This window comes from Ruegeria sp. CE9 (genome assembly GCF_056537425.1).
Genome location: NZ_JBQFRO010000002.1, coordinates 1 through 22,820, shown reverse-complemented (window position 1 = coordinate 22,820; position 22,820 = coordinate 1). Strand labels below are relative to the sequence as shown.

24 protein-coding genes and 1 tRNA gene are annotated in these 22,820 nt (G+C 57.2%); 10 read left to right on the top strand and 15 right to left on the bottom strand.

Going from position 1 to position 22,820, the window contains the following annotated elements; genetic code table 11:
• Positions 1 to 5: 5 nt before the first annotated feature.
• Positions 6 to 782 carry an SMODS-associated NUDIX domain-containing protein gene (locus ACR0B3_RS04585; protein WP_480808050.1) on the bottom strand — a complete coding sequence of 259 codons (777 nt, stop codon included), beginning with the start codon at positions 780 to 782 and terminating at the stop codon, positions 6 to 8.
• Positions 783 to 987: 205 nt separating this feature from the next.
• Positions 988 to 1,278: an antibiotic biosynthesis monooxygenase family protein gene (locus tag ACR0B3_RS04580; protein WP_480808049.1), complete on the bottom strand. Its 291-nt coding sequence runs from the start codon at positions 1,276 to 1,278 to the stop codon at positions 988 to 990.
• 376 nt (positions 1,279 to 1,654) lie between these two features.
• Here ACR0B3_RS04580 and ACR0B3_RS04575 point away from each other — a divergent pair, with 376 nt between their 5' ends.
• From ACR0B3_RS04575 to ACR0B3_RS04560, 4 genes are all read left to right on the top strand, one after another.
• Positions 1,655 to 2,083: a hypothetical protein gene (locus ACR0B3_RS04575; protein WP_480808048.1), complete on the top strand. Its 429-nt coding sequence runs from the start codon at positions 1,655 to 1,657 to the stop codon at positions 2,081 to 2,083.
• A 240-nt stretch (positions 2,084 to 2,323) separates the two neighbouring features.
• Positions 2,324 to 2,659: a hypothetical protein gene (locus tag ACR0B3_RS04570; RefSeq protein WP_170687242.1), complete on the top strand. Its 336-nt coding sequence runs from the start codon at positions 2,324 to 2,326 to the stop codon at positions 2,657 to 2,659.
• Positions 2,660 to 3,358: 699 nt separating this feature from the next.
• Positions 3,359 to 6,055 (top strand): Z1 domain-containing protein, encoded by a 2,697-nt coding sequence (locus ACR0B3_RS04565; protein WP_480808047.1) that lies wholly within the window; start codon positions 3,359 to 3,361, stop codon positions 6,053 to 6,055.
• Positions 6,056 to 6,066: 11 nt separating this feature from the next.
• Positions 6,067 to 6,951 (top strand): PD-(D/E)XK motif protein, encoded by an 885-nt coding sequence (locus ACR0B3_RS04560; RefSeq protein WP_480808046.1) that lies wholly within the window; start codon positions 6,067 to 6,069, stop codon positions 6,949 to 6,951.
• On the opposite strand, the gene ACR0B3_RS04555 is transcribed toward ACR0B3_RS04560, so the two are convergent.
• Both ACR0B3_RS04555 and ACR0B3_RS04550 read right to left on the bottom strand, forming a co-directional pair.
• Positions 6,857 to 7,864: a tyrosine-type recombinase/integrase gene (locus ACR0B3_RS04555; RefSeq protein WP_480808045.1), complete on the bottom strand. Its 1,008-nt coding sequence runs from the start codon at positions 7,862 to 7,864 to the stop codon at positions 6,857 to 6,859. The genes ACR0B3_RS04560 and ACR0B3_RS04555 overlap by 95 nt on opposite strands.
• A 130-nt stretch (positions 7,865 to 7,994) precedes the next feature.
• A tRNA-Val gene (locus ACR0B3_RS04550) sits at positions 7,995 to 8,070 on the bottom strand.
• A gap of 240 nt (positions 8,071 to 8,310) precedes the next feature.
• Here ACR0B3_RS04550 and modA point away from each other — a divergent pair.
• From modA to modC, 3 genes are read left to right on the top strand one after another with little or no spacing between them, the layout of a single operon-like run.
• Complete coding sequence (gene modA / locus ACR0B3_RS04545; protein WP_480808044.1) at positions 8,311 to 9,075, top strand: molybdate ABC transporter substrate-binding protein; 765 nt, start codon at positions 8,311 to 8,313, stop codon at positions 9,073 to 9,075.
• A 4-nt stretch (positions 9,076 to 9,079) separates the two neighbouring features.
• Positions 9,080 to 9,772: a molybdate ABC transporter permease subunit gene (gene modB, locus ACR0B3_RS04540; protein ID WP_480808043.1), complete on the top strand. Its 693-nt coding sequence runs from the start codon at positions 9,080 to 9,082 to the stop codon at positions 9,770 to 9,772.
• Positions 9,769 to 10,860 carry a molybdenum ABC transporter ATP-binding protein gene (modC, locus tag ACR0B3_RS04535; RefSeq protein ID WP_480808042.1) on the top strand — a complete coding sequence of 364 codons (1,092 nt, stop codon included), beginning with the start codon at positions 9,769 to 9,771 and terminating at the stop codon, positions 10,858 to 10,860. The genes modB and modC overlap by 4 nt, the downstream gene beginning before the upstream one ends.
• 3 nt (positions 10,861 to 10,863) lie before the next feature.
• Here modC and ACR0B3_RS04530 read toward each other — a convergent pair whose 3' ends face one another.
• Positions 10,864 to 11,775 (bottom strand): Hint domain-containing protein, encoded by a 912-nt coding sequence (locus ACR0B3_RS04530; protein ID WP_480808041.1) that lies wholly within the window; start codon positions 11,773 to 11,775, stop codon positions 10,864 to 10,866.
• A 1-nt stretch (position 11,776) separates the two neighbouring features.
• Positions 11,777 to 12,289 carry a toxin-activating lysine-acyltransferase gene (locus ACR0B3_RS04525; protein ID WP_480808040.1) on the bottom strand — a complete coding sequence of 171 codons (513 nt, stop codon included), beginning with the start codon at positions 12,287 to 12,289 and terminating at the stop codon, positions 11,777 to 11,779.
• Between the two features lie 175 nt (positions 12,290 to 12,464).
• Here ACR0B3_RS04525 and ACR0B3_RS04520 point away from each other — a divergent pair, with 175 nt between their 5' ends.
• Positions 12,465 to 12,875 carry a hypothetical protein gene (locus tag ACR0B3_RS04520; protein ID WP_480808039.1) on the top strand — a complete coding sequence of 137 codons (411 nt, stop codon included), beginning with the start codon at positions 12,465 to 12,467 and terminating at the stop codon, positions 12,873 to 12,875.
• 3 nt (positions 12,876 to 12,878) lie between these two features.
• Here ACR0B3_RS04520 and hemF read toward each other — a convergent pair whose 3' ends face one another.
• From hemF to clpS, 4 genes are read right to left on the bottom strand one after another with little or no spacing between them, the layout of a single operon-like run.
• The gene (gene hemF, locus ACR0B3_RS04515; RefSeq protein WP_480808038.1) at positions 12,879 to 13,763 is read right to left on the bottom strand and encodes an oxygen-dependent coproporphyrinogen oxidase; all 885 of its coding nucleotides are present in this window, start codon (positions 13,761 to 13,763) and stop codon (positions 12,879 to 12,881) included.
• A 5-nt stretch (positions 13,764 to 13,768) separates the two neighbouring features.
• Positions 13,769 to 14,569 (bottom strand): SDR family NAD(P)-dependent oxidoreductase, encoded by an 801-nt coding sequence (locus tag ACR0B3_RS04510; RefSeq protein WP_480808037.1) that lies wholly within the window; start codon positions 14,567 to 14,569, stop codon positions 13,769 to 13,771.
• 37 nt (positions 14,570 to 14,606) lie between these two features.
• On the bottom strand, positions 14,607 to 15,569 hold the full coding sequence (locus ACR0B3_RS04505) for a class I SAM-dependent methyltransferase (RefSeq protein ID WP_480808036.1): 963 nt from the start codon (positions 15,567 to 15,569) through the stop codon (positions 14,607 to 14,609).
• A gap of 24 nt (positions 15,570 to 15,593) precedes the next feature.
• The gene (gene clpS, locus ACR0B3_RS04500) at positions 15,594 to 15,914 is read right to left on the bottom strand and encodes an ATP-dependent Clp protease adapter ClpS (RefSeq protein ID WP_480808035.1); all 321 of its coding nucleotides are present in this window, start codon (positions 15,912 to 15,914) and stop codon (positions 15,594 to 15,596) included.
• 115 nt (positions 15,915 to 16,029) lie between these two features.
• On the opposite strand from clpS, the gene ACR0B3_RS04495 reads away from it, so the two are divergent.
• Together ACR0B3_RS04495 and ACR0B3_RS04490 are read left to right on the top strand one after the other, a co-directional pair.
• Positions 16,030 to 16,731, top strand: a complete 702-nt coding sequence (locus tag ACR0B3_RS04495) for an HAD family hydrolase (RefSeq protein WP_480808034.1) — start codon at positions 16,030 to 16,032, stop codon at positions 16,729 to 16,731.
• A 281-nt stretch (positions 16,732 to 17,012) separates the two neighbouring features.
• Positions 17,013 to 18,380: a D-alanyl-D-alanine carboxypeptidase family protein gene (locus ACR0B3_RS04490; RefSeq protein WP_480808033.1), complete on the top strand. Its 1,368-nt coding sequence runs from the start codon at positions 17,013 to 17,015 to the stop codon at positions 18,378 to 18,380.
• A 67-nt stretch (positions 18,381 to 18,447) separates the two neighbouring features.
• Here ACR0B3_RS04490 and ACR0B3_RS04485 read toward each other — a convergent pair whose 3' ends face one another.
• The 5 genes from ACR0B3_RS04485 to ACR0B3_RS04465 all read right to left on the bottom strand — a co-directional run.
• Positions 18,448 to 19,695: a hypothetical protein gene (locus ACR0B3_RS04485; protein ID WP_480808032.1), complete on the bottom strand. Its 1,248-nt coding sequence runs from the start codon at positions 19,693 to 19,695 to the stop codon at positions 18,448 to 18,450.
• Positions 19,696 to 19,825: 130 nt separating this feature from the next.
• A complete protein-coding gene (locus ACR0B3_RS04480) occupies positions 19,826 to 20,587 on the bottom strand; it encodes a LamB/YcsF family protein (protein WP_480808031.1) in 762 nt (253 codons plus the stop codon).
• 12 nt (positions 20,588 to 20,599) lie between these two features.
• Positions 20,600 to 21,595 carry a 5-oxoprolinase subunit C family protein gene (locus ACR0B3_RS04475; protein WP_480808030.1) on the bottom strand — a complete coding sequence of 332 codons (996 nt, stop codon included), beginning with the start codon at positions 21,593 to 21,595 and terminating at the stop codon, positions 20,600 to 20,602.
• Positions 21,592 to 22,341 (bottom strand): 5-oxoprolinase subunit B family protein, encoded by a 750-nt coding sequence (locus ACR0B3_RS04470; protein WP_480808029.1) that lies wholly within the window; start codon positions 22,339 to 22,341, stop codon positions 21,592 to 21,594. Before ACR0B3_RS04470 ends, ACR0B3_RS04475 begins: the two co-directional genes overlap by 4 nt.
• Before the next feature lie 255 nt (positions 22,342 to 22,596).
• A partial coding sequence (locus ACR0B3_RS04465; protein WP_480808028.1) for a hypothetical protein occupies positions 22,597 to 22,820 on the bottom strand: 224 nt, incomplete at its 5' end.

The following is a 22,820-nucleotide window of genomic DNA, read 5'->3' as shown; positions in this document are numbered from 1 at the left end:
TCGCCCTAAATTGGCGCCGCTTCATTTTTTTGAATCTGCGATTTGAAGAGGTAAGAGGTATTTGGAAGAACTTCCATTCCAGATACACCTTCTCCTTGACAGCCACTCAAACGGCCCTTTTCGATTTCATCAATACTAGCGAGACAATAGTCGACACAGGGCGCATTTTCGTCGGCAAGGTACTGTTCACGAAACTTGTCGAAAAAACTGTCAGAAACAGCCGAGAAGACTTGGATCCTTCGGTATTGTGGAAATGTTAGCGAATGCGGAACGTATGGTCCTTCGTGAATTGTTCTTATCAACCGGTACCGCAATGGCTCTAACGCATCTTGGACTCGCAAGCTCATATCAGTCTCGCGTGATTCCTCCATTATCTCGCGGCGCAATGCATCTGTGGAACTCTCTCGGTCTTTCTGCTCATTTAACCAAAGCAAAAAAAGACCCAGCTTTGCTCCGGGGATTTTACCACGGAGATCGAACTCCAGATCCGGGTCCGTCGCTGATTTAGCTTCTTTTTGAAAATCAAAGCTATCCAAGATGGGAAGCGCACTTGGATAATACTTAATGACGCCGCCAAGCGGACCAAAATACCCTGGCCTATGCCTGTTTCTGACCAACAAGAATTTACCATCTACTTCAATACGGGCGATAGCAGCAATCGAAATTCTGGTGCTTTTGGAACGATAAAGCTGACTCCTTAGAAACGGTGCGACATGATCAGAGTGCCGCCACAATATTTTAGCGCCTGTAATTAGCGGGCCCTTAAAGAGTTTGAGATCCATCGGCAGGTCGCACTTTCCTTACTTTTTGCGACTAACATACTAATTTAATTATAACTTTCAACTTACATTCACCCAAAATCGTGGGAGTATAGCGAGAATGAGATGGATGCTCGCACCGATCTATTCCTATTAGGCATCATGGTGGGCGAAATCACCCATCCTACGCACAGCGTCAAAAAAGGGCGGGAAAAACCCGCCCGCTGACTCACCCTTTATCCCAATGGGCAACCACATCGTACCCAACCGGCGTCGGTGGGCCCTCAAGGAACTCTGCGAACTGACCCCATAGCTCGGCCACTTTGGGCGCGTTTGCGTTCGAAGTCGCCTCGCTCTCGACCACCGAGATCACATAGCCCGAGCCGTCCTCGTTCATCACATTGGTAAAACTATGCATGCCGGGCATGCCCATGATGTCGGATTTCAGATCATTCATTTTCGCCGTCGCCGCCTCGCGCGTGCCTGGCTTCATCTTGAATTGAGTAATGCGTGCAAACATGACTTTCCTCCCTCGTTCGGCGAAATTGCCATAAGGCGTGACCGGTCCGGCCGCGCCGCGCGTAACCTAGCACAGCTGTCTGAAATCTCGCATTGATACTTGGAGAATCAAGGCATTTTCAACCTAACGCCTGACCTTAGCGCGGCACTCGTCACTTCAAAGTTGTAGCCCTGTGGATACTGCCCAGCACGCATGAGATCCAGAGCGCCGTTCACTGGATAGGCTTAACCAGAGTGGTGCTGGCCAGGAATCTGGTGTGCCCTTCAAGAGAATCCGTTGGCGCCTTCAATAAATCTGCCGCGCGCACGTCACGCCCCACTCGTCAAAGCTGATCACCATCCTTGCCCGAGGCCCATCGGCAGCTAAGTTACAGCGCATGCGCATCGTTTTACTCTCATTGATCCTCGTCACCCCGGCCGCTGCTTGGGAGGCAACAGTCGGGCAGATCTGCACGCTCTCGCATGACACCGAACAGGCCGAGATTTTCCTGACCTACGACCCGGCTCAGCCGCTTTACACGCTGACCGTCACTCGCAAAACCGAAGGTTGGGCGCAGGCCCCGTGGTTTGCCATGCGCTTTGATGGCCTGAAGCCTATCGAAATCGCCACGCCGCGCCATGTTCTGTCCGGGAACGGCTTGGCTCTGACCGTGACAGATACCGGATTTGGTAATGTTCTGGACGGGTTGGAATACAATCAGACCGCTTACGCGTTTACGCAGGATCGGTTGACCGAGTTTCCGTTGGACGGCGCAGCACCCCAAGTTCGCATCTTTCGCGAGTGTGCCGCAGCGGCGCTCTCATGACATCAAGCGAAAGGTGGGGTTTGCCCCCTTCGCCACGGTTTTGACGTGCTGATTTTTCGGTGTGTTGCACCAGAAAAATCATAAATTACCTTCGCCAAGTCAGGGTGCGATCTGGGTGCCGGGTGGCGTTTCCATGCGCCCATATTCGAGAACGCAGAACGACCCGAGTTTGGACAAAATTCCGCCCTGAATTGCCTCTAGCCGCCGCCGTATCACAGATCGAATACAGATTGGACTACGATGAAAAAGGCAGCTCTTCTTCTTGCTCTTTTGCCAATAACCGCATTCGCTGAAGAGCGGGTGTTTGAGTGCGACGCGCCAGATGCGGAACATCCGGAAATGGCCGCGAAACTTGTCAAATATGACGGCCAGCAACGCGGCCACATCACGATCGGAGATATCGACAAAGACGTCGATGTGTTCCCGGGCCTCGACACCTTGACCTATCTGTATGTCGGCGACGATTACACGCTGAGCTACAATGTGCATCCCGAGAAGGGCACGTTTGATTTCTCGGCCTCAGGCAGCAAGTCTGGGTGGGGCAAAGGATCGTGTGTGGAAACCACCGGTCAATAGCAGTTCCAGTGAGGCGATGGATGTCGGGACAACCGTAACGGCGTCTCAGCCATGACGCATGACATGCGGTGGGCTGGATCGGTCCACTGCAGCAAACTTCTCCAAGCGTAGTCGGCAGTAAGAACGATTTGGACGCGGTAAGGCGCAAGACCCAAAATCTTTGACTATCAAGGAGAAAGTGGTGGGTGATGAGAGATTCGAACTCCCGACATCTTCGGTGTAAACGAAGCGCTCTAACCCAACCCGCACGTGCAACAAGGTGCTGTTTTCCACTGCCGCCACCGACACTCCATTGAAAGATGTCTTGCGTTGCCAGTAGCTTGACGCTCTCACAATCGACAAAGCAATGCAATGCTGCAAGTGTGTTTTGGTTCAACTCAAAAGCTGAATTTCAGTAAGAGCAGTAACGCGTTTGCAGCGGAGGCGCAGCGGTCGTCACCTGCCGTGGAGGGTATGGGGGCAATTGGCTACAGAGTTAGGTTAGATACCCTCCCAAAAAAATGTGCGGCAAATTCTCGCCCAGTTCCAACGCGGACGATTGTACGATCGGTAGCGAATGACCGAGTTGATGCGCATCGAACCGAAGAGTTGAAAGCGGTGTCAGGACATTCTCCACTCGTCGAGCACGTCTACTTCAATCCACCCGCTCCCCAAGAGTCGGACTCTTGGTGGGCGAGGTACAAGGCTCAACTCACCGGCTTGACCGACACAGCGCGTGCCGCTGTTGAGGCAGACTCTCGCTACATTTTGCTGCGCGGAATATTGTCCGCCGACACCGCGAAGCCCGACGAGTGGTCAATCCGCCGCTCACGTACGGGACTCGTGATGGGTTCGGTCCAGTCAGGCAAAACCGCTTCTATGCTGGGTGTCTCAGCCTTGGCCATTGACCACGGCATCGACATTATCGTCGTACTGGCAGGAACCCGTCTCTCTCTATGGCGTCAGACTTACGAAAGGCTAGTGCAGCAGTTGGACTCAGGCGAGGAAAATGCACAGAAAATTAAACGCCGCCTGCTGTGTCCTCCACCTGGCATCGCTCTATCAGAACAGACCCAACCGTTGACGACCACCTACCGTTTGTCGTCGGCACAGGTTCGACCACGGCTGCGTCATGGCAGGCCTCTTATCATCGTTGCGATGAAGCAGACCGACCATCTGCATGCCTTGGCAGCAAGCCTCCGCGACAACGTTTTTGAAGAAGTCAAGGAGCTTGGTCGCACAGTCCAAATGCTCGTACTTGACGATGAGGCAGACGATGGCTCGGTCCTCGATGCAATTGTTGAGTCCTCGCAAGACCCCATTTACGGCAACCTGAAGCAGATCCCGCGTGCAATCGCCAACCTCTGGGATCCTCCACAAGGTTCGCCAGAAAACCTCTTCTCGACCTATATCGCCTACACGGCGACACCCCAGGCCAACCTCCTTCAGGAGGATCACAACCCCCTGGCGCCACGAGACTTCCTGATCTCTCTTCGCACGCCACTTGATGTCGGCTGCCCGGTAGATACGACCGATCCTGGCAATCTCAATGCCCCTCGCTCATCGACTTACCCCGAGCCGGACGGGATCCGTTCTTGCTACACCGGCGGAGAGGTGTTCTATCGCCGCGCAAGGGAAGCCGAACTTTGCGTGCCGACCACCAACTCCATGCAGCAGGACCTCGCCGACGCTGTCCGAGCGTTTTTAGTAGCGGGCGCAGTCCGCCTTTACCGCTCTGGCAAGCTCGGCCCAGCGTCCGCACTTGCAAGGCAGTTCGACACCAAGGAAGAAGCCCTTACCAAAGCGGCTTCACCGCACTCGATGCTGTATCACCCTTCTGCGGCAATCCAGCACCACTTCAAGGGTGCTGAGGACCTCTTGATCTGGGCGGGGATCCCGGATCGAGCGACGGCTCGAGAGATCCTCGAAGCGGGAAATGTCGGGCTTCCGCAAACATTGGAAGAGCAACTGCGGGCTGACCCCGCCCCTTGGGCGCAATGGCTCGAAAAGTATCGTGCCTCCGCAAAAGTAGTCGAGAAGGAGTTCGACCTCCTCCCACCAGCGAGCTTCCCGGACTGGCAGACAATTGAAGACCTATTAGTTGGGGAGGTGATACCTGGAACTAGGATAGCTGTGGTCAACAGCGACCCTAACGCAGATGATCGCCCGGCCTATGCACCGACTTGTGATGCAGAAACCGGTAAATGGAGAGCAGCCCGCGACCTTTGTACCATCTTCGTTTCGGGAAATGTGATGGCCCGGGGGCTTACGCTGGAAGGGATGACCACGGCATTGTTTCAGCGTTCATCATCCAACCCTTTAGCAGACACCCAGATGCAGATGCAGCGCTGGTTCGGCTACCGCGGATCATATATTGAACTGTGCCGCGTCTTCGCCTCCAGCGATCAACTCTCCCTTTTCAGTGCCTATCACGATGCCGATGAAGCGGTTCGAACCGCCATCATCGATCGCATGATGAGCGACGCGCCTAAACCTACCGTCTTGCAGGGGCTTAATTTCGAAGCCACAGGCAAGATCGCAGGCTTGGGCAACCTTCCATTGTCACCAGGGGCACGCCCTTTCGTAAGGGTCATCAATGACAGTCGGCGGGCGGATCCAAATGCAAACATCGTGGCTGGACTCTTCGCTCGGCCGTCCAGCGACCTCACTGTCGCAAATGTGCTGCGAGGCCGGATCCTAAATGTTCCACTCGAACTGACCGAGGCCGCCGAACTCTTAGATAGCCTCACTTTTGCCGATTACCGTCCCGGGAACGAGGGGCTGTACGCGGATTTCTGGAGCAATATCGAAGCCCGTGCAAACGCAATCGCCCCACTGGCGGACTCACCATTCTATCGCCCGCCAGGAAGGCACGGTGAGGGAGACCAGCCGAGGCGAGCATGTCCCCATGCGATCGCCGCTTATCTTCGACTTTGGTCGGCCAGCCTCTCTCGGTCGATTACGGGCCTATTTGTCACTGGCCAGCCCAGCGAACTGTGGTCATACGCGGACCTCTTGCGAAAAAAAGCTGAGCAACCGCGGTTCTGGGTCGGCATTCGTTATGGAGGTGGTGCTACCATATCCGAAGGTCCGTTGGCACAGCTCCCATTTGGAATACGCGCCACCACAAAGAGGGTAGCCAGAGGCGAACTTGAGACCACTTGGGGTGCGAGTGACCCCAACGCCGGTCCGGACCAATATCGCGGCGATGTCTATTTCGACTACTACCACCGTTGCGTTGATGTTCCGTCGAGCAATAACACTGGCTGGCGACCCAGCGGTTCCGACGGCCAAATTCTATTCTACGTCAATCAACATTCGGGCGACGAGCATCCCTCGGTCGCAGTTGGGGTCTGTCTTCCTGCGGGAGGTCCAGAGCAGTTTTCCGCCACCCGCGCTAGCGCTTCCATAGTTTAGAAAGAACTCTCATGACCAGCTACGAAGCAGTTCTAAACCAGATCAATGTCGTTCCGGTGGGTGCAAATGGAGATGACCGAGCCATTACTTGGTTGACGGATGCGAAAGTGGTCGGAATTGCTCGGAATAGTCGAGGCCATTTGGAACTGTTCTTTGCAGGCGACGAGTTAAGGCCCAGGACCGGTGCGGTGAAGGCTGCGCTTCACTACCACTCCTGGCACCGTGAAACTCTGCCTCCGCTGAACGCAAACCGAATTTGCTTGCCTGCGTTGGGGCATTTCGACCAGGTCGGTGCATTTATTGCCGCAGAACTGCTACGCGAGAAGGCTGACACTAATTTGGAGCGCGCCTTTGCCGTCACCGAGCCGCTGATCGAACTTGCCATTAAGCGCTTAGAAATCTCCGAGAACGCGATCCTCGGACTTGCAGGGGAACTACTTCTCCTCGACGCTCTTTGCCGACAGGCGACCGATCCTCAGGTAGGGCCAATCGTGCAAGCTTGGGATGGCTGGCGCCGTTCGGCAAGAGATTTCACATGGGAAGGCACAGGCGTAGAAATAAAAACAACTACTGGCACCAACTCAAGTCATGCCATCCATGGCATCCACCAGATTGAACCTACACCTGCCAGTGATGACACGGCAGGTGAAGAACGTCTGCTGCTCGTGAGCGTCGGCTTGTCCCAAGCTGATCTCAATGCGCCAGCTTTGTCGATCCCTTCCTTGGTGGAGAGCATCCTCGAGCGACTCAACGCCACCGGGGCTAAGAGACTACGACCACCCTGCACAGCATCACGCCGATTTACGCATGTTCGACGGCTGCCAACTTTGCCACGATGTCATCGGTCTGCAGGTGGGTGTAACGCATCAGCATCCGCAAATCCCGATGTCCGCTGATCATTTGGACCTGCGCCAGTGATAGTCCGCTTTCCACAAAGCGGGACACCGCCTCGTGTCGAATGTCATGAAATGTAAGGTCTACCACGCCTGCCCGTTGCCTGAGGCGCTCAAAGGCTAATCGCACAGAATTACCAGACAGGGGCAAACACCGGTTGTTCCCGCGTGGCAGGTCCATCAAGACAGCAACAGCATTCGGGCTGAGAGGCACTGTACGGGCGCGACCGTTTTTGGTTTGGGGCAAGAACACTGTCCGACGCTCAAGGTCTACATGCTTCCATTGTATCGACAGCAATTCCCCTCTGCGCATCCCGGTTGCCAAAGCAAGCGTCAGCAATGGCTTCATCAGCGGAGACCGAGCTTGGTTCACGGCTTCCAGCAAAGCCTGCCATTCTCCCTGCTGCAATCGTCTCTCTCGGCGGTTGTCGATCTTGGGCCGCCGGACAGACTTGACTGGGTTCCCCTGTGGCAGGTTCTGCCCCCAATCCTCACAGGCGATATCAAGGGCGTGCTGTAACCAACCCAGCTCCCTCACCACAGTCGCCGCCTTCATGGATTTTATGCGCTTGTCACGATAGTGGACAAAGTCAGCGGATCGCAGCTTGCCGACCTTCCTGCTGGCTAATTTGGTGCATTTACGCAGGAACCCGTTGATTGCATAACTTTCATTGTCCGCGCACCGTTTCTCGCTCGTGACGTCGTCTCGGTATTTTCTCAGCACTTCACCAAGCGTCATCTCGGATGCACCCACACTGAGGGCTGGGGTTAGCAATCCCCTGTCGGCGCTCAACTCCGTCTCACGAGCCCACTTCGTCGCATCAGCACGCTTTAGAAAGGATTTGGATCGGGATTGCCCGTCCTTCCGAACCGTCGCCTGCCACTTTCCGCTAGGCCGTTTTACGATTGTTGCCATGGCCCATATCTCCTGTGTTGGAGACATCTTTTCTGTCGAAGTGCAGCGGAGGCGCAGCGGACACAGTTTCATGCGCAGCACAGCAAAAGGTGCTAGTCGCTTAAGACCTTGATACTTTGCGGGGAAAGGATGGTGGGTGATGAGAGACTCGAACTCCCGACATCTTCGGTGTAAACGAAGCGCTCTACCAACTGAGCTAATCACCCGTGAGGGCTCATGTAGCCAAGGCCGTGCGCGGGTGCAAGAGGGTAGGGCACAATTTCTTTTGCAAAATTGCGCCCGGGTCCTGATTTGCGTGTAAGCAATTGGGCGCGGTCTTTGGCTTGGTACGCTTGTTTGCCCTATTGTGGAGCTATCTTGGGTAACGAGGCCAAAGGGCCTTGCCTGCCATGTGTTGGCTCCGATATGCCCAAAGGGATTGCAAACCACTGAACCGGAGGCAAATTATGACGGGCGTCTATCGCTGTCTGATCGCAGCTTTGGCCTTGTGCGCGACGCTCGCGGCTCCGGTTCGGGCCGAAGGTGTTCTGGTGTTTGCGGCCGCCAGCCTCAAAACAGCGTTAGATGCGATTGCAGATGGGTATGAGGCCGAGACCGGGCAGGAGATTACAGCCTCATATGCGGCGTCGTCGGTATTGGCGCGGCAGATTCAGGCGGGGGCGCCTGCGGACCTGTTCATTTCGGCCAATGTGGACTGGATGGATGTTTTGCAGGATGAGGGAGTGATCGAGGCAGATTCGCGCGTCGATCTGCTGGGCAATGGGTTGGTTCTGATCGGTGCTCAGGGTGCTGAGACGTCTGAAATAGCGGTGGGATTTGATCTAGCTGCGCGCCTGGACGGAGGGTTTCTGGCCATGGCGCTGGTTGATGCGGTGCCTGCGGGTATCTACGGCAAGGCGGCGTTACAAGGCATGGGCCTTTGGGAGGACGTACAAGACCAGATCGCGCAAACGGATAATGTGCGGGCGGCATTGGCTTTGGTCGCTTCTGGGGCGGCGACTTTGGGAATTGTGTATCGATCAGATGCCGAGGCTGAGACGAGCGTCGCGGTTGTCGGTGCGATTCCGGCAGAGTTCCATCCGGACATTATCTATCCTGCAGCTGCAACAAGATCGGCAAGCCCCGAGGCGCAGGATTTTCTGACCTATCTACAGGGTGAAAAGGCGCGGGCTGAATTCCTGAGGCAGGGGTTTTCCCTGCCCGAAGGTTAGCATCATGGGCTGGTTGGGACCCGCCGAGATTGAGGCGCTGCGCCTGTCGCTGCGGGTTTCTTTCTGGGCGACGCTGATCACGTTGCCCTTGGGGATATTTGTTGCCTATGCGTTGGCGCGCTGGCGGTTTCCGGGGCGGCAGGTTCTGAACGGTCTGGTGCATCTGCCGTTGATCCTGCCTCCGGTGGTGACAGGTTATCTGCTGCTGATGACCTTTGGCATTCAGGGGCCGTTGGGCGGGCTCTTGGCTGAGCTTGGCATCGTCTTTGCGTTTCGCTGGACAGGGGCGGCCTTGGCCGCCGGAATCATGGCTTTTCCGTTGATGGTGCGTGCAATCCGGCTGTCGATCGAAGCGGTTGACCCGAAGCTGGAGCAAGCCGGGGCCACGCTGGGTGCATCGCGTTTGATGGTCTTCGGGACGGTGACATTGCCGATGATCCTGCCCGGTGTCATTGCCGGCGCGATCCTGGCTTTCGCCAAAGCGATGGGAGAGTTCGGGGCGACGATCACCTTTGTCTCGAACATTCCCGGCCAGACGCAGACGTTGCCATCGGCCGTTTACTCGTTTCTGCAGGTGCCAGGCGGAGAGGCGGCGGCCACGCGGTTGGTCATCATTTCGATCATCATCGCCATGGGTGCACTTTTGCTGTCGGAATATGTGGGCCGCCGCGTCGCCCGCCGGGTGGCCGGGTCATGAGCCTGTCGGTCCGCCTGCAACACCGGCTGCCCGGGATCGGGTTGGATCTGGATTTTGACGCCCCGTCAGGTGTGACGGTTCTGTTCGGGCGGTCGGGCTCGGGCAAGACAACCGTCGTAAACGCTGTGGCCGGGTTGCTGCGGCCCGAGGCCGGGCGCGTCGCAGTGGACGACTGGACCTTGTTTGATACCGAACGGGGCGTATGGCTGCCGCCGCATCGCAGGCGTCTGGGGTATATCTTTCAGGAAGGTCGTTTGTTCCCACATCTGACCGTGCGCCAGAATCTGAACTATGGCCGCTGGTTCGCCCCGCGTGGATCGCAGCGTGAGAATCCGGAACGGGTGATCGACATGCTGGGTATCGGCCAACTGCTGGATCGCCGCCCTGCGCTGCTGTCAGGGGGAGAAAAGCAACGTGTTGCCATCGGTCGCGCATTGCTTGCCAGTCCACGCCTGATCCTTGCAGATGAGCCTTTGGCGGCGCTGGATGATGCGCGAAAGGCAGAAATTCTGCCCTATTTTGAACGGCTGCGGGATGAGGTTTCGGTTCCGATCCTCTATGTCACCCATTCGGCGGCCGAGGTCGCGCGGTTGGCGACCTCGGTTGTCGCCCTTCAGGATGGTCGGGTTCTACGACATGGCCCTGCTTCGGACGTTTTGGCGGACCCGTCGGTTGCCCCTGCGGGGGTGCGCGCTGTGGGGGCTGTGCTGCGGGTTCGCGTCGCGGCGCATCACGATGATGGTCTGTCCGAGCTGGACGCAGGTGGAGCACGGTTATTCCTGCCACGCATCTCGCATCAAATCGGTGAAGAACTGCGGATCCGCATTCCTGCGCAAGAGGTGATCTTGTCCAACAAACCGCCCGAGGGGCTTTCGGCTCTGAATGTGCTTTCCGGTCAGGTTGAGGCAATCCGTGCCGGTGAGGGCCCGGGCGCCATCGTGTCGGTCAAGACAACTGCGGGAGTTGTTCTGGCGCGGGTGACGCGGCGCTCGGTCGCCGCTCTGGGATTGCAGCAGGGCGGCACATGTTATGCAGTGATCAAAACCGTCGCACTGGCACCGCAGGATGTTGGTGGTCGGGTCGTTTAGACTTTAGGCAAGCGCGCGTGCCTCATGCTCGCGCAGGATCAGACGTGCGGCATGACCGAAACCTGCGTGTTCGTCAGTTGGGCGATCAGGGAATATTTCTGCGAGTTCCTGCAAGGCGTCTGAAGACAGCGTATAGAGGGTTTCTTCACCCAGAAACAGACTTTCTGCCTGTGCCCCTTCGGCGGTCAGAATTTCGTGCCGGTCCAGAAGAATGTGCAGATATTCGATGGGTTCGTCCCGGGTATCAATGTCGATGCCGGGCCATGCACACAGGTGCTTGGCGGCGACCAATGCTTCGGGCGCGCCAAATAGCATTTCGACCTTGGGACCAGAAACCAAAATGCGATGCTGTTGCGAGACCAGCAGATCGCGAGAGGGGATACCCGGCCCAAGGCTGCCCGCCCTGAGGCGCACAGGGCGCATTGCCGGGTTGGCGCGCAATCGTTTAGGGCTGAGGCAGCTGCTTTCGATCCAGCGGATGGGTTGCATCCCGCGATCAGCCGTCAGCACCTCATCCCCGACGTACAGGGATTCGATGGTCTGCGCGCCATCGCGGGTCTCGATCAGGGTGCCAGCTGTGAAGCAGACCCCTTCGATGGTGATTGTCACGTCGGCTGTTTGCGGGGCAACGCTAATGTCGAAGCCAAAAACGTTGACGACCGCATTCACTTCGACGGTGAAAGTATCTGTGACGATCTCGCCGTTATCCAGACCGTCGAAAAATGCAGGGTCAACCGTGTATGTCCATTCGCCAGTCGCAGGATTGATACTGGCGGTTCCGTGATCGGGAGGTGTCTGGATCGACCAGTCTTGCGACACGATCGTCGCACCGCTTGTGATGTCCAGATCACCGGTCGCAACGTTGGGTGGGTCACCTGTTACCGAGCCTGTTGTATCGCCGACGATCGAGACCATGTTACGAGCCTTCCTGCCGGAGCGTCTGCGCAAACTCCTGCTTCTTATAAAGACGCATATGGACCTCACCGGCATCGTCGCGCGTCCACTCGACAATCCGATTACGGTTCAGGTCGCTGTCCATTCGATTGGTGCGCACCCGGGGGTGGGGGATGTCGCGTTTCAGCAGATCGACGATCTGGTTGGTCTGACCGAACGGTGCGACCATATCGATGATCCAGAAGGATGTGCCGCTGGTGAAATCGACGTCTTTTAGCGGTTCTTCTTTCACCGCATAGCGATATTCAGCCTCAGAACTCAGCCCTGCAAATGTCACGAACCCGCGCGGAAAACCATTCTGCCGAAAGATATGATACTGCCCAAGCCGCAGCGGCGTTTCAAAGGCATAGAGCACCTGACCCAGACTACGATCCCGGTGGGTATTGGTCAGCGCGGCAAGATAGAACAATGCACCAAAATCGGCGTATTTCTCAGGAGATAGGTCAAACCAGTCTTTGGGAAATGACGTCTGCACGGGCCACTCGGGAAACTGCTGCTATTGGGATCATAGCGTGCCTCATATTCAAATAAAGTGTTTTCATATCCGCGTGCATAACACGTGTTTTATCGGCGCAACTATTCCCCCCATAGGCTGCGTGCCCTAGGTTTAAATCTATGTGATGATCCATTTTCTAAAACGGGATGTGGCTATGCGAATTGGTTGGATTTTGACTGCGGCAATGTTGGTGGCGACGACAGCTGGGGCTCAGGGTGTTGGTTTTGGCTATAAGCTGCGACCACAATTCAATACCCAGATCACGCCGCTGAAAGATGGCACCTATGAGGTGAAACCGGTGGGTGGGTCTTCGGCACCGGTTACCTATTGGTGCGGTATCGGAGATTATGCGGTCCGGACGCTGGGCGTATCGAACTCGCAGCGGATATATGTATCGAAGCCTTACGAGAAAGGGGTTCGGACGGTCCAGTTTTCACTGACCCCGCCACCCGGTGCGGACACCAATCCGGGGTATTCTCTGACGGTCAATCGGGTCGGTGAGAACCTGTCTGCGGCCTCGGCGCAAAACTACTGCTTCGACAATTTCATCGATTTCGGTTTTTAGGCGTCAGACCCATTTGGCCAGGGGCGGGAGGCTCATCAGAACGGCATCGGGGTCGTGCCCGGTCTCAAGGCCGAACTTGGTGCCCCGGTCATAGACCAAGTTATATTCGGCATAGAGCCCGCGATGGATCAGCTGAATATCCTTGTCTGCGTCTGAGCAAGGCTGAACCCGCCGCTTTTCGACCAAAGGCAGAAAGGCAGGCAGGAACGCCCGACCGATATCCTGCGTCAGGGCAAAGTCGGCCTGCCAGTCGCCGGTGCAGTAGTCATCCATGAAAATGCCACCGACACCCCGCGCGCGTTTGCGGTGGGGGATATAAAAATACTCATCCGCCCAGTCTTTCAGGCGCGGATAATGGCTCGTCCCGTGCGGGTCCAGATGCGCCTTTTGGGTGGCGTGGAAATGAGCAGTGTCCTCGTCATATTCGATGCAGGGGTTCAGATCGGAGCCACCGCCGAACCACCAGGCGTGCGGCGTCCAGAACATCCGCGTGTTCATGTGTACGGCAGGCACGTGCGGGTTCTGCATATGCGCCACAAGGCTGATACCCGAGGCCCAGAAGCGTGGGTCGTCCTTCATCCCAGGAATGCCTTTGCGCGCGGCCATCGCGTTTTGAGCGCGCTCGCCCAGTGTGCCGTAGACGGTCGAGACGTTAACGCCGACTTTCTCGAACACACGGCCGCCGCGCATGACGGACATCAGACCTCCGCCCGCGTCAGAACCATCGTCAGAGTGGCGTTGCGTTTCTTTCACCTCAAACCGGCCGGGTTCAGCGTCGGTAAAGGGGCCGGTTGAGTGGCTGTCTTCCAAAGCTTCAAAGGCGGTTACGATCTGGTCTCGCAATTGGCGGAACCAGGCAGAGGCGGTGGTCTTTTCATTTTCGAACATGTGGATCAATGGGCCGGTGCTGCGACGGGATCCAGCAGGGTGCGACCGCCGTCGATGGTCAGGATTTGGCCCGTCATGAACCCAGCCGCGTCAGAGGCGAGGAACTGCGCGGTTTCGACCAGCTCGTTCGGGGCGGCGATACGCGCAAGCGGTGTGTGTTTCTCGATGTCATCGCGGAAATCGCGGTTTTCTTTCAGCGTAGATTGCAGCGATGCGCTCATCACCGACCCTAATGCGATCGAGTTCACGCGGATGCGGTTTGGAGCCAGAGCCACGGCCAGTGAACGCGTCATCTGATCCAGCGCAGCAGTCGATACGGAATAGGCCATCAGATCGGGATGCGTGCGCCGCGCCGCGATTGAGGATAGGTTGATGATCGAACCGGCGGGGATTTCATCATCCCCATCCGCCTGTTTGATCAAACGCTTGGCGACCAACTGGCTTAGCCTCAGCGCGGGCATAAGGTTCTGGTTCAGCAATGTGCGCACCGAGTCGTCATCCGCATCCAGAGGGTCCGACTGAATCACCTGCCGCGCACCGTTGATCAGGATGTCGACCTGATCAAACGCATCCAGCGTCGCCGACAGCAGATTGGCGATGGTCAGCTTTTCGCGCAGGTCCCCTGCGAAATAGCGGATGTTGCTGTCATCGGCCTGCGCGCCCAGCTCGTCGGCAAGGCGCTTTTCGTCCATATCGGCGAACATGACATTGGCGCCTGCATCCGCAAAGTGCCGCCCGATGGCCAAGCCGATGCCATTGGCGCCGCCGGTGACGATTGCGGTCTTGCCCGCGATGGAAAAGGACATGCGAATCCTCCTGAGTTCTGGCGCAGGTTAGCGGGCCTCAGCCCTTAGGGCGAGAGGCATGGAAAACCTTGAACCGGTTGTCTCCGGCGACCTCTTCGACCTTGGTAAAGGCATCGGCCAATGTGGCCTCATAGGGCAGGTGACGATTGGCGACCATCCAAAGCTGGCCGTTGCGTGTGAGGTTGCGCGCGGCGCTTGTGATGAACCCCTGACCCAAACCCGGGTCTGCGCTGCGCGAGTTGTGAAAGGGCGGGTTCATGACCACCATGTCCAGCGGCTCGGGCGCGGTCCATTTTGTGGCATCGGCCCAATGAAACTGCGCGCGCGGGTCGGGCACGTTGGCGCGGGCACAGGTGAGGGCGGTGTGATCAGCCTCGACCAGATGCAGGCTGTGCAGAGTGTCATGGATCAGGTTGGTCGCGAGAAAGCCCCAGCCCGCGCCCAGATCTGCGATGCGCGCGCCGCGTTTTGCGGGCAGAGATTTCAGCAGCAGGGCAGAGGCCGGATCAATGCCGTCGGCAGAAAACACGCCGGGCGCGGTTTGGAAGCCATCGACGATCTGAGCCTCGGGCGCGGCCCAGTCGGCAAAAGCATCCGCATCGGATTTAAACCAGAAAATCTTGCCATGTGCTTTTGAGATTGGCCCTTCGATGGCAACGCGTTTGCGGATGTCCTTCAGAAGACTGTCGACGCCATCGGTTTTGGCCCCGTCGACCACAATAGTTCCGCCGGCACGAGCGCAGACCTGATGAACCAGCGCGCGAGCCAAAGCCTTGGCGCGGGGCAGAAAGATGATGGCATTCTGGCAAGGCGCATCGCTTTCAGGTGTCGCGCCAAAGCCCTGCGCAGCGAAATGGTCGTGAAACGGTTTGAAGGGCTGCACCACCTGTGTCTCAGGCGGCAGGGCTGACAAATCATGTTCCGGCGTCGGGGCTAGAACGCTTAGCGGTTGCGACAGGCTGAGCACGCTGCTCAGGGCTAGATCAAGGCGAGGGGACATGGGCAAACCGGCAGCAGACGCGCGCTATTCTTCGCGTTCCATGGTGCATTGCAGCGGGTGCTGATGCCTGCGTGCGAAATCCATGACCTGCCCAACCTTTGTCTCGGCGATCTCATGGCTGAACACGCCAACCACAGCCACGCCTTTCTTGTGCACCGTCAGCATGATCTCGAATGCCTGCGCGTGGGTCATGCCAAAGAAGCGTTCCAGCACATGCACCACAAACTCCATCGGTGTGTAATCATCATTCAGCAACAACACCTTATACAGCGGCGGACGCTTGGTTTTTGGGCGTGTTTGCACAAGGATCGAGGTGTCGTCGTCCTGGTCGTCCTTATCCGACATGATCCACTGGTGTTCGTGCATGGCTGTATGAGAATCTCGATTAACACTTCGGTTTGTTTCCCGGCTTATATAACGTCACTGTGCCCGGAGAAAAGAGCTACGAGTCGGAATCGCAATGCAGGAGCAATTGACCACAATCGGGTTCGATGCCGATGACACGCTGTGGCACAATGAGCGGTTTTTCCAACTGACACAGGCGCATTTTGCCGAGCTGCTGGCTGACCATGCTGAGCGGGACCATTTGATGGAACGCCTTTTGGCCGCAGAAAAACGCAATACTCGGCACTATGGGTACGGGATCAAAGGGTTCACCTTGTCGATGATCGAGACCGCCATCGAAGTAACCAAGGACAGGGTTCCGGCGCAGGTGATCCGCCAACTGATCGAGGCAGGGCAGGATATGTTGGCGCACCCGATTGAACTGCTGCCCCATGCCCGCGAAGCGATTGAGGCCGTGAACAGGACGCACCGGGTTTTGTTGATTACCAAAGGCGATCTGATCGATCAGGAGCGTAAGTTGGCGCAATCTGGTCTCGGCGGATTGTTCGACGGGGTCGAGATCGTGTCCGAAAAAACCGCAGCGACCTATGCTGCGATTTTTGCCCAGCACGGGGACGGGCCTGAGGCGTCGATGATGGTTGGAAACTCGATGCGCTCAGATGTGGTGGCCTCGATCGAGGCGGGGTGCTGGGGCGTGCATGTGCCCCATGGTCTGGAGTGGGAGATCGAGCAGGCGGACACGCCGACCGACAATCCAAGGTACTGCGAACTGCGCGATCTGGGCGATCTGGCGGCTTTGGTCGCCCGAATTTCCTGACCTGTTGCTGTTTCACATCAGTTGCAAAAAATTCGGCAGCGCGGCTTGTCCGAATTTCGGCACATTCGCCGGTATGGTGGCTGTTCGATCAATATCCACCATATATAGCGTATTCTTGAGTGATAAGCCGATCCGCCCTCACACAGCTTTCAGTTTCTTTAAACGTGTCTCTGTGTTAGCCTGATGGATATCAAAATAAGAATTGCTGACCGGGAAAACCCGGCGGCGCGAGGCAGACAGAGGCAAAGATCGTGCAGATTCGGCGGACAGTTCCGGCCCGAATGGGCTTATTCCTTATAGCATTTCTGTGGCTGTTTTCTTTTGCGCCACTTCAGGGCATTGCGGCCCCTTACGCGGCCATGGTGATCGACGCGCGCACCGGTGAGGTGCTGCATTCCCGCAATGCTGACACGCGGTTGCATCCGGCATCCCTGACCAAAATGATGACGCTCTACATCGCGTTCGAAGCGGTGCGAAATGGTGAGATCACGTTGGACACTCAGGTGCGGATCACCAAGGCAGCGGCAGCCGAACCGCCATCAAAGCTGGGATTGCGCACTGGTCAGCGAATCGCATTCCGTTATCTGATCCGGGCGGCGGCGGTGAAATCGGCCAATGACGCGGCAACTGCCATCGGGATCACACTCAGCGGCTCTGAGGCGGCGTTTGCGCGTCGCATGACCCGCACCGCCAAAGCGATGGGGATGAGCCGGACAACCTTTAAGAACGCGCATGGCCTGACCGAGTCGGGCCACTTGTCGACCGCGCGTGACATGACCACGCTGGGCCGTCACCTGCTGTATGACTATCCGCAGTATTACAACCTGTTCTCTCGCCAATCGACGCATGCCGGGATCAAGACAGTACCGAACACCAATCGCCGCCTTTTGGCAGCCTATAAGGGCGCCGATGGGATCAAGACGGGCTATACCCGTGCGGCGGGGTTCAATCTGGTGGCCTCGGCCAAGCGCAAGGATGAACGCATCATCGCCACGGTCTTTGGTGGCAAATCAGGTGCATCGCGCAATGCCCGCGTGGCCGAGCTTTTGGATATGGGTTTCCGCCGTGCCCCCTCGCGTGCGCCAATCCGCAAGCCAGCCCGTCCGGCTTATGCCGGGAATGCCGGACTGGGTGCCGCTCAGGTCGCTCAGGTAGGTCCGCCGAAAACGAGCCTGCGACCGGTGTTGCGGCCCGTGGCTGGTGCGACGGTTCAGGTTGCTGGATCGGTGGCTGCAACGGCTGAAAAGGATGAAACCCGGATACAAGACGGCATCGCCGCTGCCATCGCCGCTGTAGATATCGCGCCTTCGGACGGTACCGCACCTGCCTCAGAAGTGGTGCTGGCCTCGGTCGAGCCGGCCAAGCAGCCCGAGCCGGAGCCCGAGGTTGTCACGCGCCTGTCCACATCTGGTGGGCACCTTTGGGGTGTCAACGTGGGTCGCTATACCACGCGGTATGAGGCTGAAAAGGTGCTGCTGAAAACCGCGTTGTCAGAGATGACCACCTTGGAAGGTACATTGCGCAAGGTGAACCAAAGCTCGCGCGGGTTTGATGCAACCTTTCAGGGCATGACCCGCGAACAGGCCGATCTGGCCTGCCGCCGACTGCAAGCGCGCAATGTCACTTGTTTCATGATCGGGCCGTCATAAGACCCGACATTCTCTCCTGGATGGGCCTGGGCTGCGATGACCTCGCAGCCCATTTTTTTATGTCTGATCAGTCGAACACGTGACCGTGCTGATACTGTTCGTCCTGTCCGGCGGCGGCGGTCAGAGCGGCCACGTTATCTTTGGTGAAGAAGCCATCATAATGATGACAGCGCTCGATATACTCCGTTATCAGAAGCGTATGCTTTGAATGCTTTGAGAAGATCTGTTTCAGGTTTGGATCGTCTTTGCATTCCCCGACCACATGGGCCAGGAAGGGCACGCCTTTGTCCTTCAGCGTATCGACCACGAAATCGACGTTCTTTTCGCCTGCGGCATGATCGCCGTCCTGAATTTCGACTGCCATGTGATGCAGACGCCGCCCGAAATTGCGCACGAAATCCTCGGTCGGCATCGGAAGCTTGGCGAAGGAGTTTACGAAAGACGGCGTATTGTTCGCAGTAAAGACCTTGGCAGGGGATTTCTTGTCGTCATCTACATTGGCATTGCGGTTTACATTGGTCGACGAGTTCATGTCGAAGATGTTGTAGGCGCCCCAAAAGTAATAGGGGACCATGGTCAGAAATTCGAGGATCGCATCCTCGCGCTCACCCGCAAGAACCCGTGTTGCGAGGTGATCGATGCCCAGCATCAGCGGAGAGATCTTGCTGTCTGCACCAAAGGCTGCAGCCTGATCCAGTCGGGCTTGTTCCGTATCGCTCAGCAACACTCGGTCGCCCAGCCCAAGACTATCGGTATCGTTGAAATCATGCGTGGAATAGCCGACGCGGTTGCAGGTGAAATCTGACGGCGTGGTAAACCGGTATCCGTCCAGCGTGTAGAATGGGTTTTCGGTGTCCCCAGAGTACTCGAACCGGATATTCTGATCTTCCAGCGTTCCAGTCAGCGCGTGCAGATCGGTGGCCCCGTAGATCTCGCCCACATATCGTGTCTGAGGCGTGCTGCGCGCCAGCGGGTACATGCGATTGATGCGCGGGATGAAGTCTTCGAACGCCGGGCTGAGAGGGGCCATCAGGATCAGCGCCGGATAATCAGTGTGCGAATGCATCACCGCGAATTTGTGCGTCTGGCCCAGATAGCTGGCCGTGTGGCGATAGGGGGTCATCACGTAAAGCTCGACCAGAGTGTCGAACAGCGCGTCGGGTTCGACCTGAATGACAATCGCGCGCATCGCGCCGACCTGATCGGCAATGCCCGAACTGGTGCGACGTTCGTAAATCTTGGGCAGGTATTCGGTAAAGAAGTCTGAATTCTTTTTGTCGCCTCTGGGTTCATAAGTCATCAGATCAAAAGACATTGGCGCACCTCCCTGTGCGGTATTGTGCAAATTTGTGGCAGTCAGAACATGCACTTGCCGTTCATGCTAGGCGCTTCGGCCTGCACGGGCAACAGTCTGCATTTGGGGTGTAAACCTGATGCAAAGATGACTAGCGGATGAATTTCGTGACCTCAACACCGCCTTCGATCAGGTTCTCGCGTACGGAACGTGCAATCTGAACCGCCGTTGGGCCATCGCCATGCAGGCAGATCGTGTCGATAGAGGTTTCAAGCCGTTTGCCGGATTCCGTGATGATTGCGCCTTCTTTCACCATATTCAGAATGCGCGGCCCGGCCAGCGCGGGATCATGGATGACCGCCCCCGGCAAGGACCGGTCCACCAGAGTGCCGTCGTCGTTATAGGCGCGATCGGCAAAGATCTCACCCACCCATTTGCAGCCCAGATCACGTACAGCCTCTTCCTGCTTGGTCACCGCAAGGACCATGATGATAATGTCGGGGTCCACGTCCAGTGCGCCTTGATAACAGGCCCGCGCCATGTCAATATCGACCGAGCACATATTGGCCAGCGCCCCGTGCAGTTTCAGGTGTCGAACTTCCGTACCAACCGCTTTGGCCATACCGATGGCGGATCCCAACTGATAGCGCACCAGATTGCGCAAGCTTTCGTGGGGCACTTTCATATTGCGACGCCCGAACCCCTGCAGATCAGGGAAGCCGGGATGCGCCCCGATGCCCACGCCGTTCTCAGCCGCCAGAGCCATGGTCTGGGCCATCACATCCGGGTCGCCAGCGTGAAAGCCACAGGCGATATTGGCCGATGTTATGATCTTGAGCAGACTTTCATCATCGCCCATCTTCCACGGGCCAAAGCTTTCGCCCATATCGGCGTTCAGGTCGACGTGAGGCATGTGCGGTTCTCCTTATTCAGTGGCTGAGATCATTCCACTGATCAATTGGTAGGACAGAAGATCGGGGATGTCATGGGGATCGCGCACCAGAGGTTCAACGCGGCTTGGCAGGCGGGCAAGGTCCGCATCAAATGCGGCTTGCAGCGTTGTGGCTTGTTCCAGCGAGACGAACTCGAACTGAATCTCACCACCCGACGGAGCCTGCGCAGCGCGGGGCAGATCACAGGGCAGGACAGTTGCAATGCGCGGATAGCCTCCGGTCGTCTGGCATTCGGGCAGCAGGATGAAAGGCGCTCCGGTACCGGTCATCTGGATGTCACCGGGGGTTATGACTTCGGACAGGATGTTCAGCTGGCCCCGCGCGGCGAACCCTTCGCCATCGCTGTCCAACTGCATGCCCATCCGATTGGCGCGCGCACCACGCCTGAACATGGTTTGGGTAAACCGCTTCAGGGTCTCGTCGTCGAACAGTTCAGTTTGAAAGCTGGCAACCACCCTGAGGACACCGCCCGAAAACCGATTGTCTGAGCGTAGTTTCAAACCTGTCTTGCCGGTTCCGTTCGCAGGCAAGTCATCGCCGGGCTGAACATCGCGCCCGATCCGGGCAGTGAGATGTGCCGCGCGCGAACCCAGAGCGACCTCAGTCTGAATGCCGCCGCCCAGATGCAGATACCCATAGCTGCCCTGCAGAACCGATCCGATCACCAGCCGCTGCCCTGCCTCCATCTGATGCGAGGCATTCCACATCACCGGGCTGCCATCGATACTGGCCTGCATCGGCGCACCGGTTAGGGCGATTGCGGTCGGTGCGGTTGCCTCGAACTCACCACCCATCCCTGCCATTTCCAGCGCAGCGCTGGTTGGGGCGTTGCCCAGCAGCGCGGCCCCTTCGTGCAACGCCAGCACATCCGCCGCGCCTGAACGCGACAGGCCCTGCGCCAGATACCCGGTGCGCCCCTGATCCTGAATGGTGCAGGCGGGTCCGATGCGATGAACGGTTAGGGTCATGCCGTGATCTCCTCACAGCTGGCACCACCCGTCCCATCGGTGCAGCTTGCCTTAATCGCCTCCAATTCGTCGCGCGACACCGAAACGAACTGCATCTCGTCCCCTGGGTTGAGCGCAAAGCTCTGTTCCATGTCTGGGCGAAAGCATCGAAATGCAGTTTGCCCAACATGTCGCCATCCGGTTGGTGTGGGTCCCGAGAACAGCACAAATTGCGAGATGGCCAGAACCAGGGCGCCTTCGGGCACCATGGGTGTCAGCTCTTTCAGGCGCGGAATGTTAAACTCCGGCCCCAGAGGCCCGAGATAGGGTTGCCCCGGAGCAAACCCGATGGTCAGAACGCGAACGCGCGATTGGCTGAGACGCGCGATCGCTTCTGCCGGGTCCAGTCCGGCCGTTGCTGCTGCATCCTCCAACTGTGGCGCAAGATCGGTGCCATAGACTGTTGGCACCTTCCAAAAGCGCCGCCCGACAGGCAATGGTGCGCTGTACCAATCACGGCTTTCCATTTGAGCACGTATCTGATGTTCAATATCCTGATGCGACAGCTGCGATGGATTAAACCTGATATAGGCAGAGGCCAGCGAGGCTGAAGTTTCAAGCACCCCATCTATTTGTTGCGCTTCAATGGCCCCCCGAAACGCCAAAGCCGCGCGGTTCGATGGTTCAGACATTGTCTGCGCAAAGGTGACAAGAAGGCCATCATATCCGACGGTCCGCACCAAGGGGAACTGAGGTTCAGTCATCATGTCACTACACGAGCCTATTGCTTGTTCTGTGTGGAGACCTGAGCCCATCCATACGGAATGCGCAAGGCCTTGTCCTGCGGACGGGTGCTGTTCACGGATTACACTGCGCTTCGCGCGAATCTTGGGCCTAAAGTGAATCGGTTTTGCTTCTTCGAGTCGGATCAGTCTTGTGGGCAACTAAGAGACTCTCACTATATATAGGGGTATAACCAATGCGCTTCGGACTTGGTAAAGGTTGCCCCCAGCGTTTGGCTTCTATTTTCGGTAGCTTTCCATGGAGTTAGTGCATTTTAAGTAATTGATATAAATAAGAAAAACACTGCCCCCCATTTTTTCTTTGTTTTCTTGAATTTTCTGCTTGCGGATATGATTGGTTATACTTAGAACGCCCTTCACCGGCGCTGCTGAGGCGGTGTTGGGGCGCTGCTGAGGCGGTGGAGACGGACCGGAGAGACGGTTGGACGCATCGGAGAGACGGT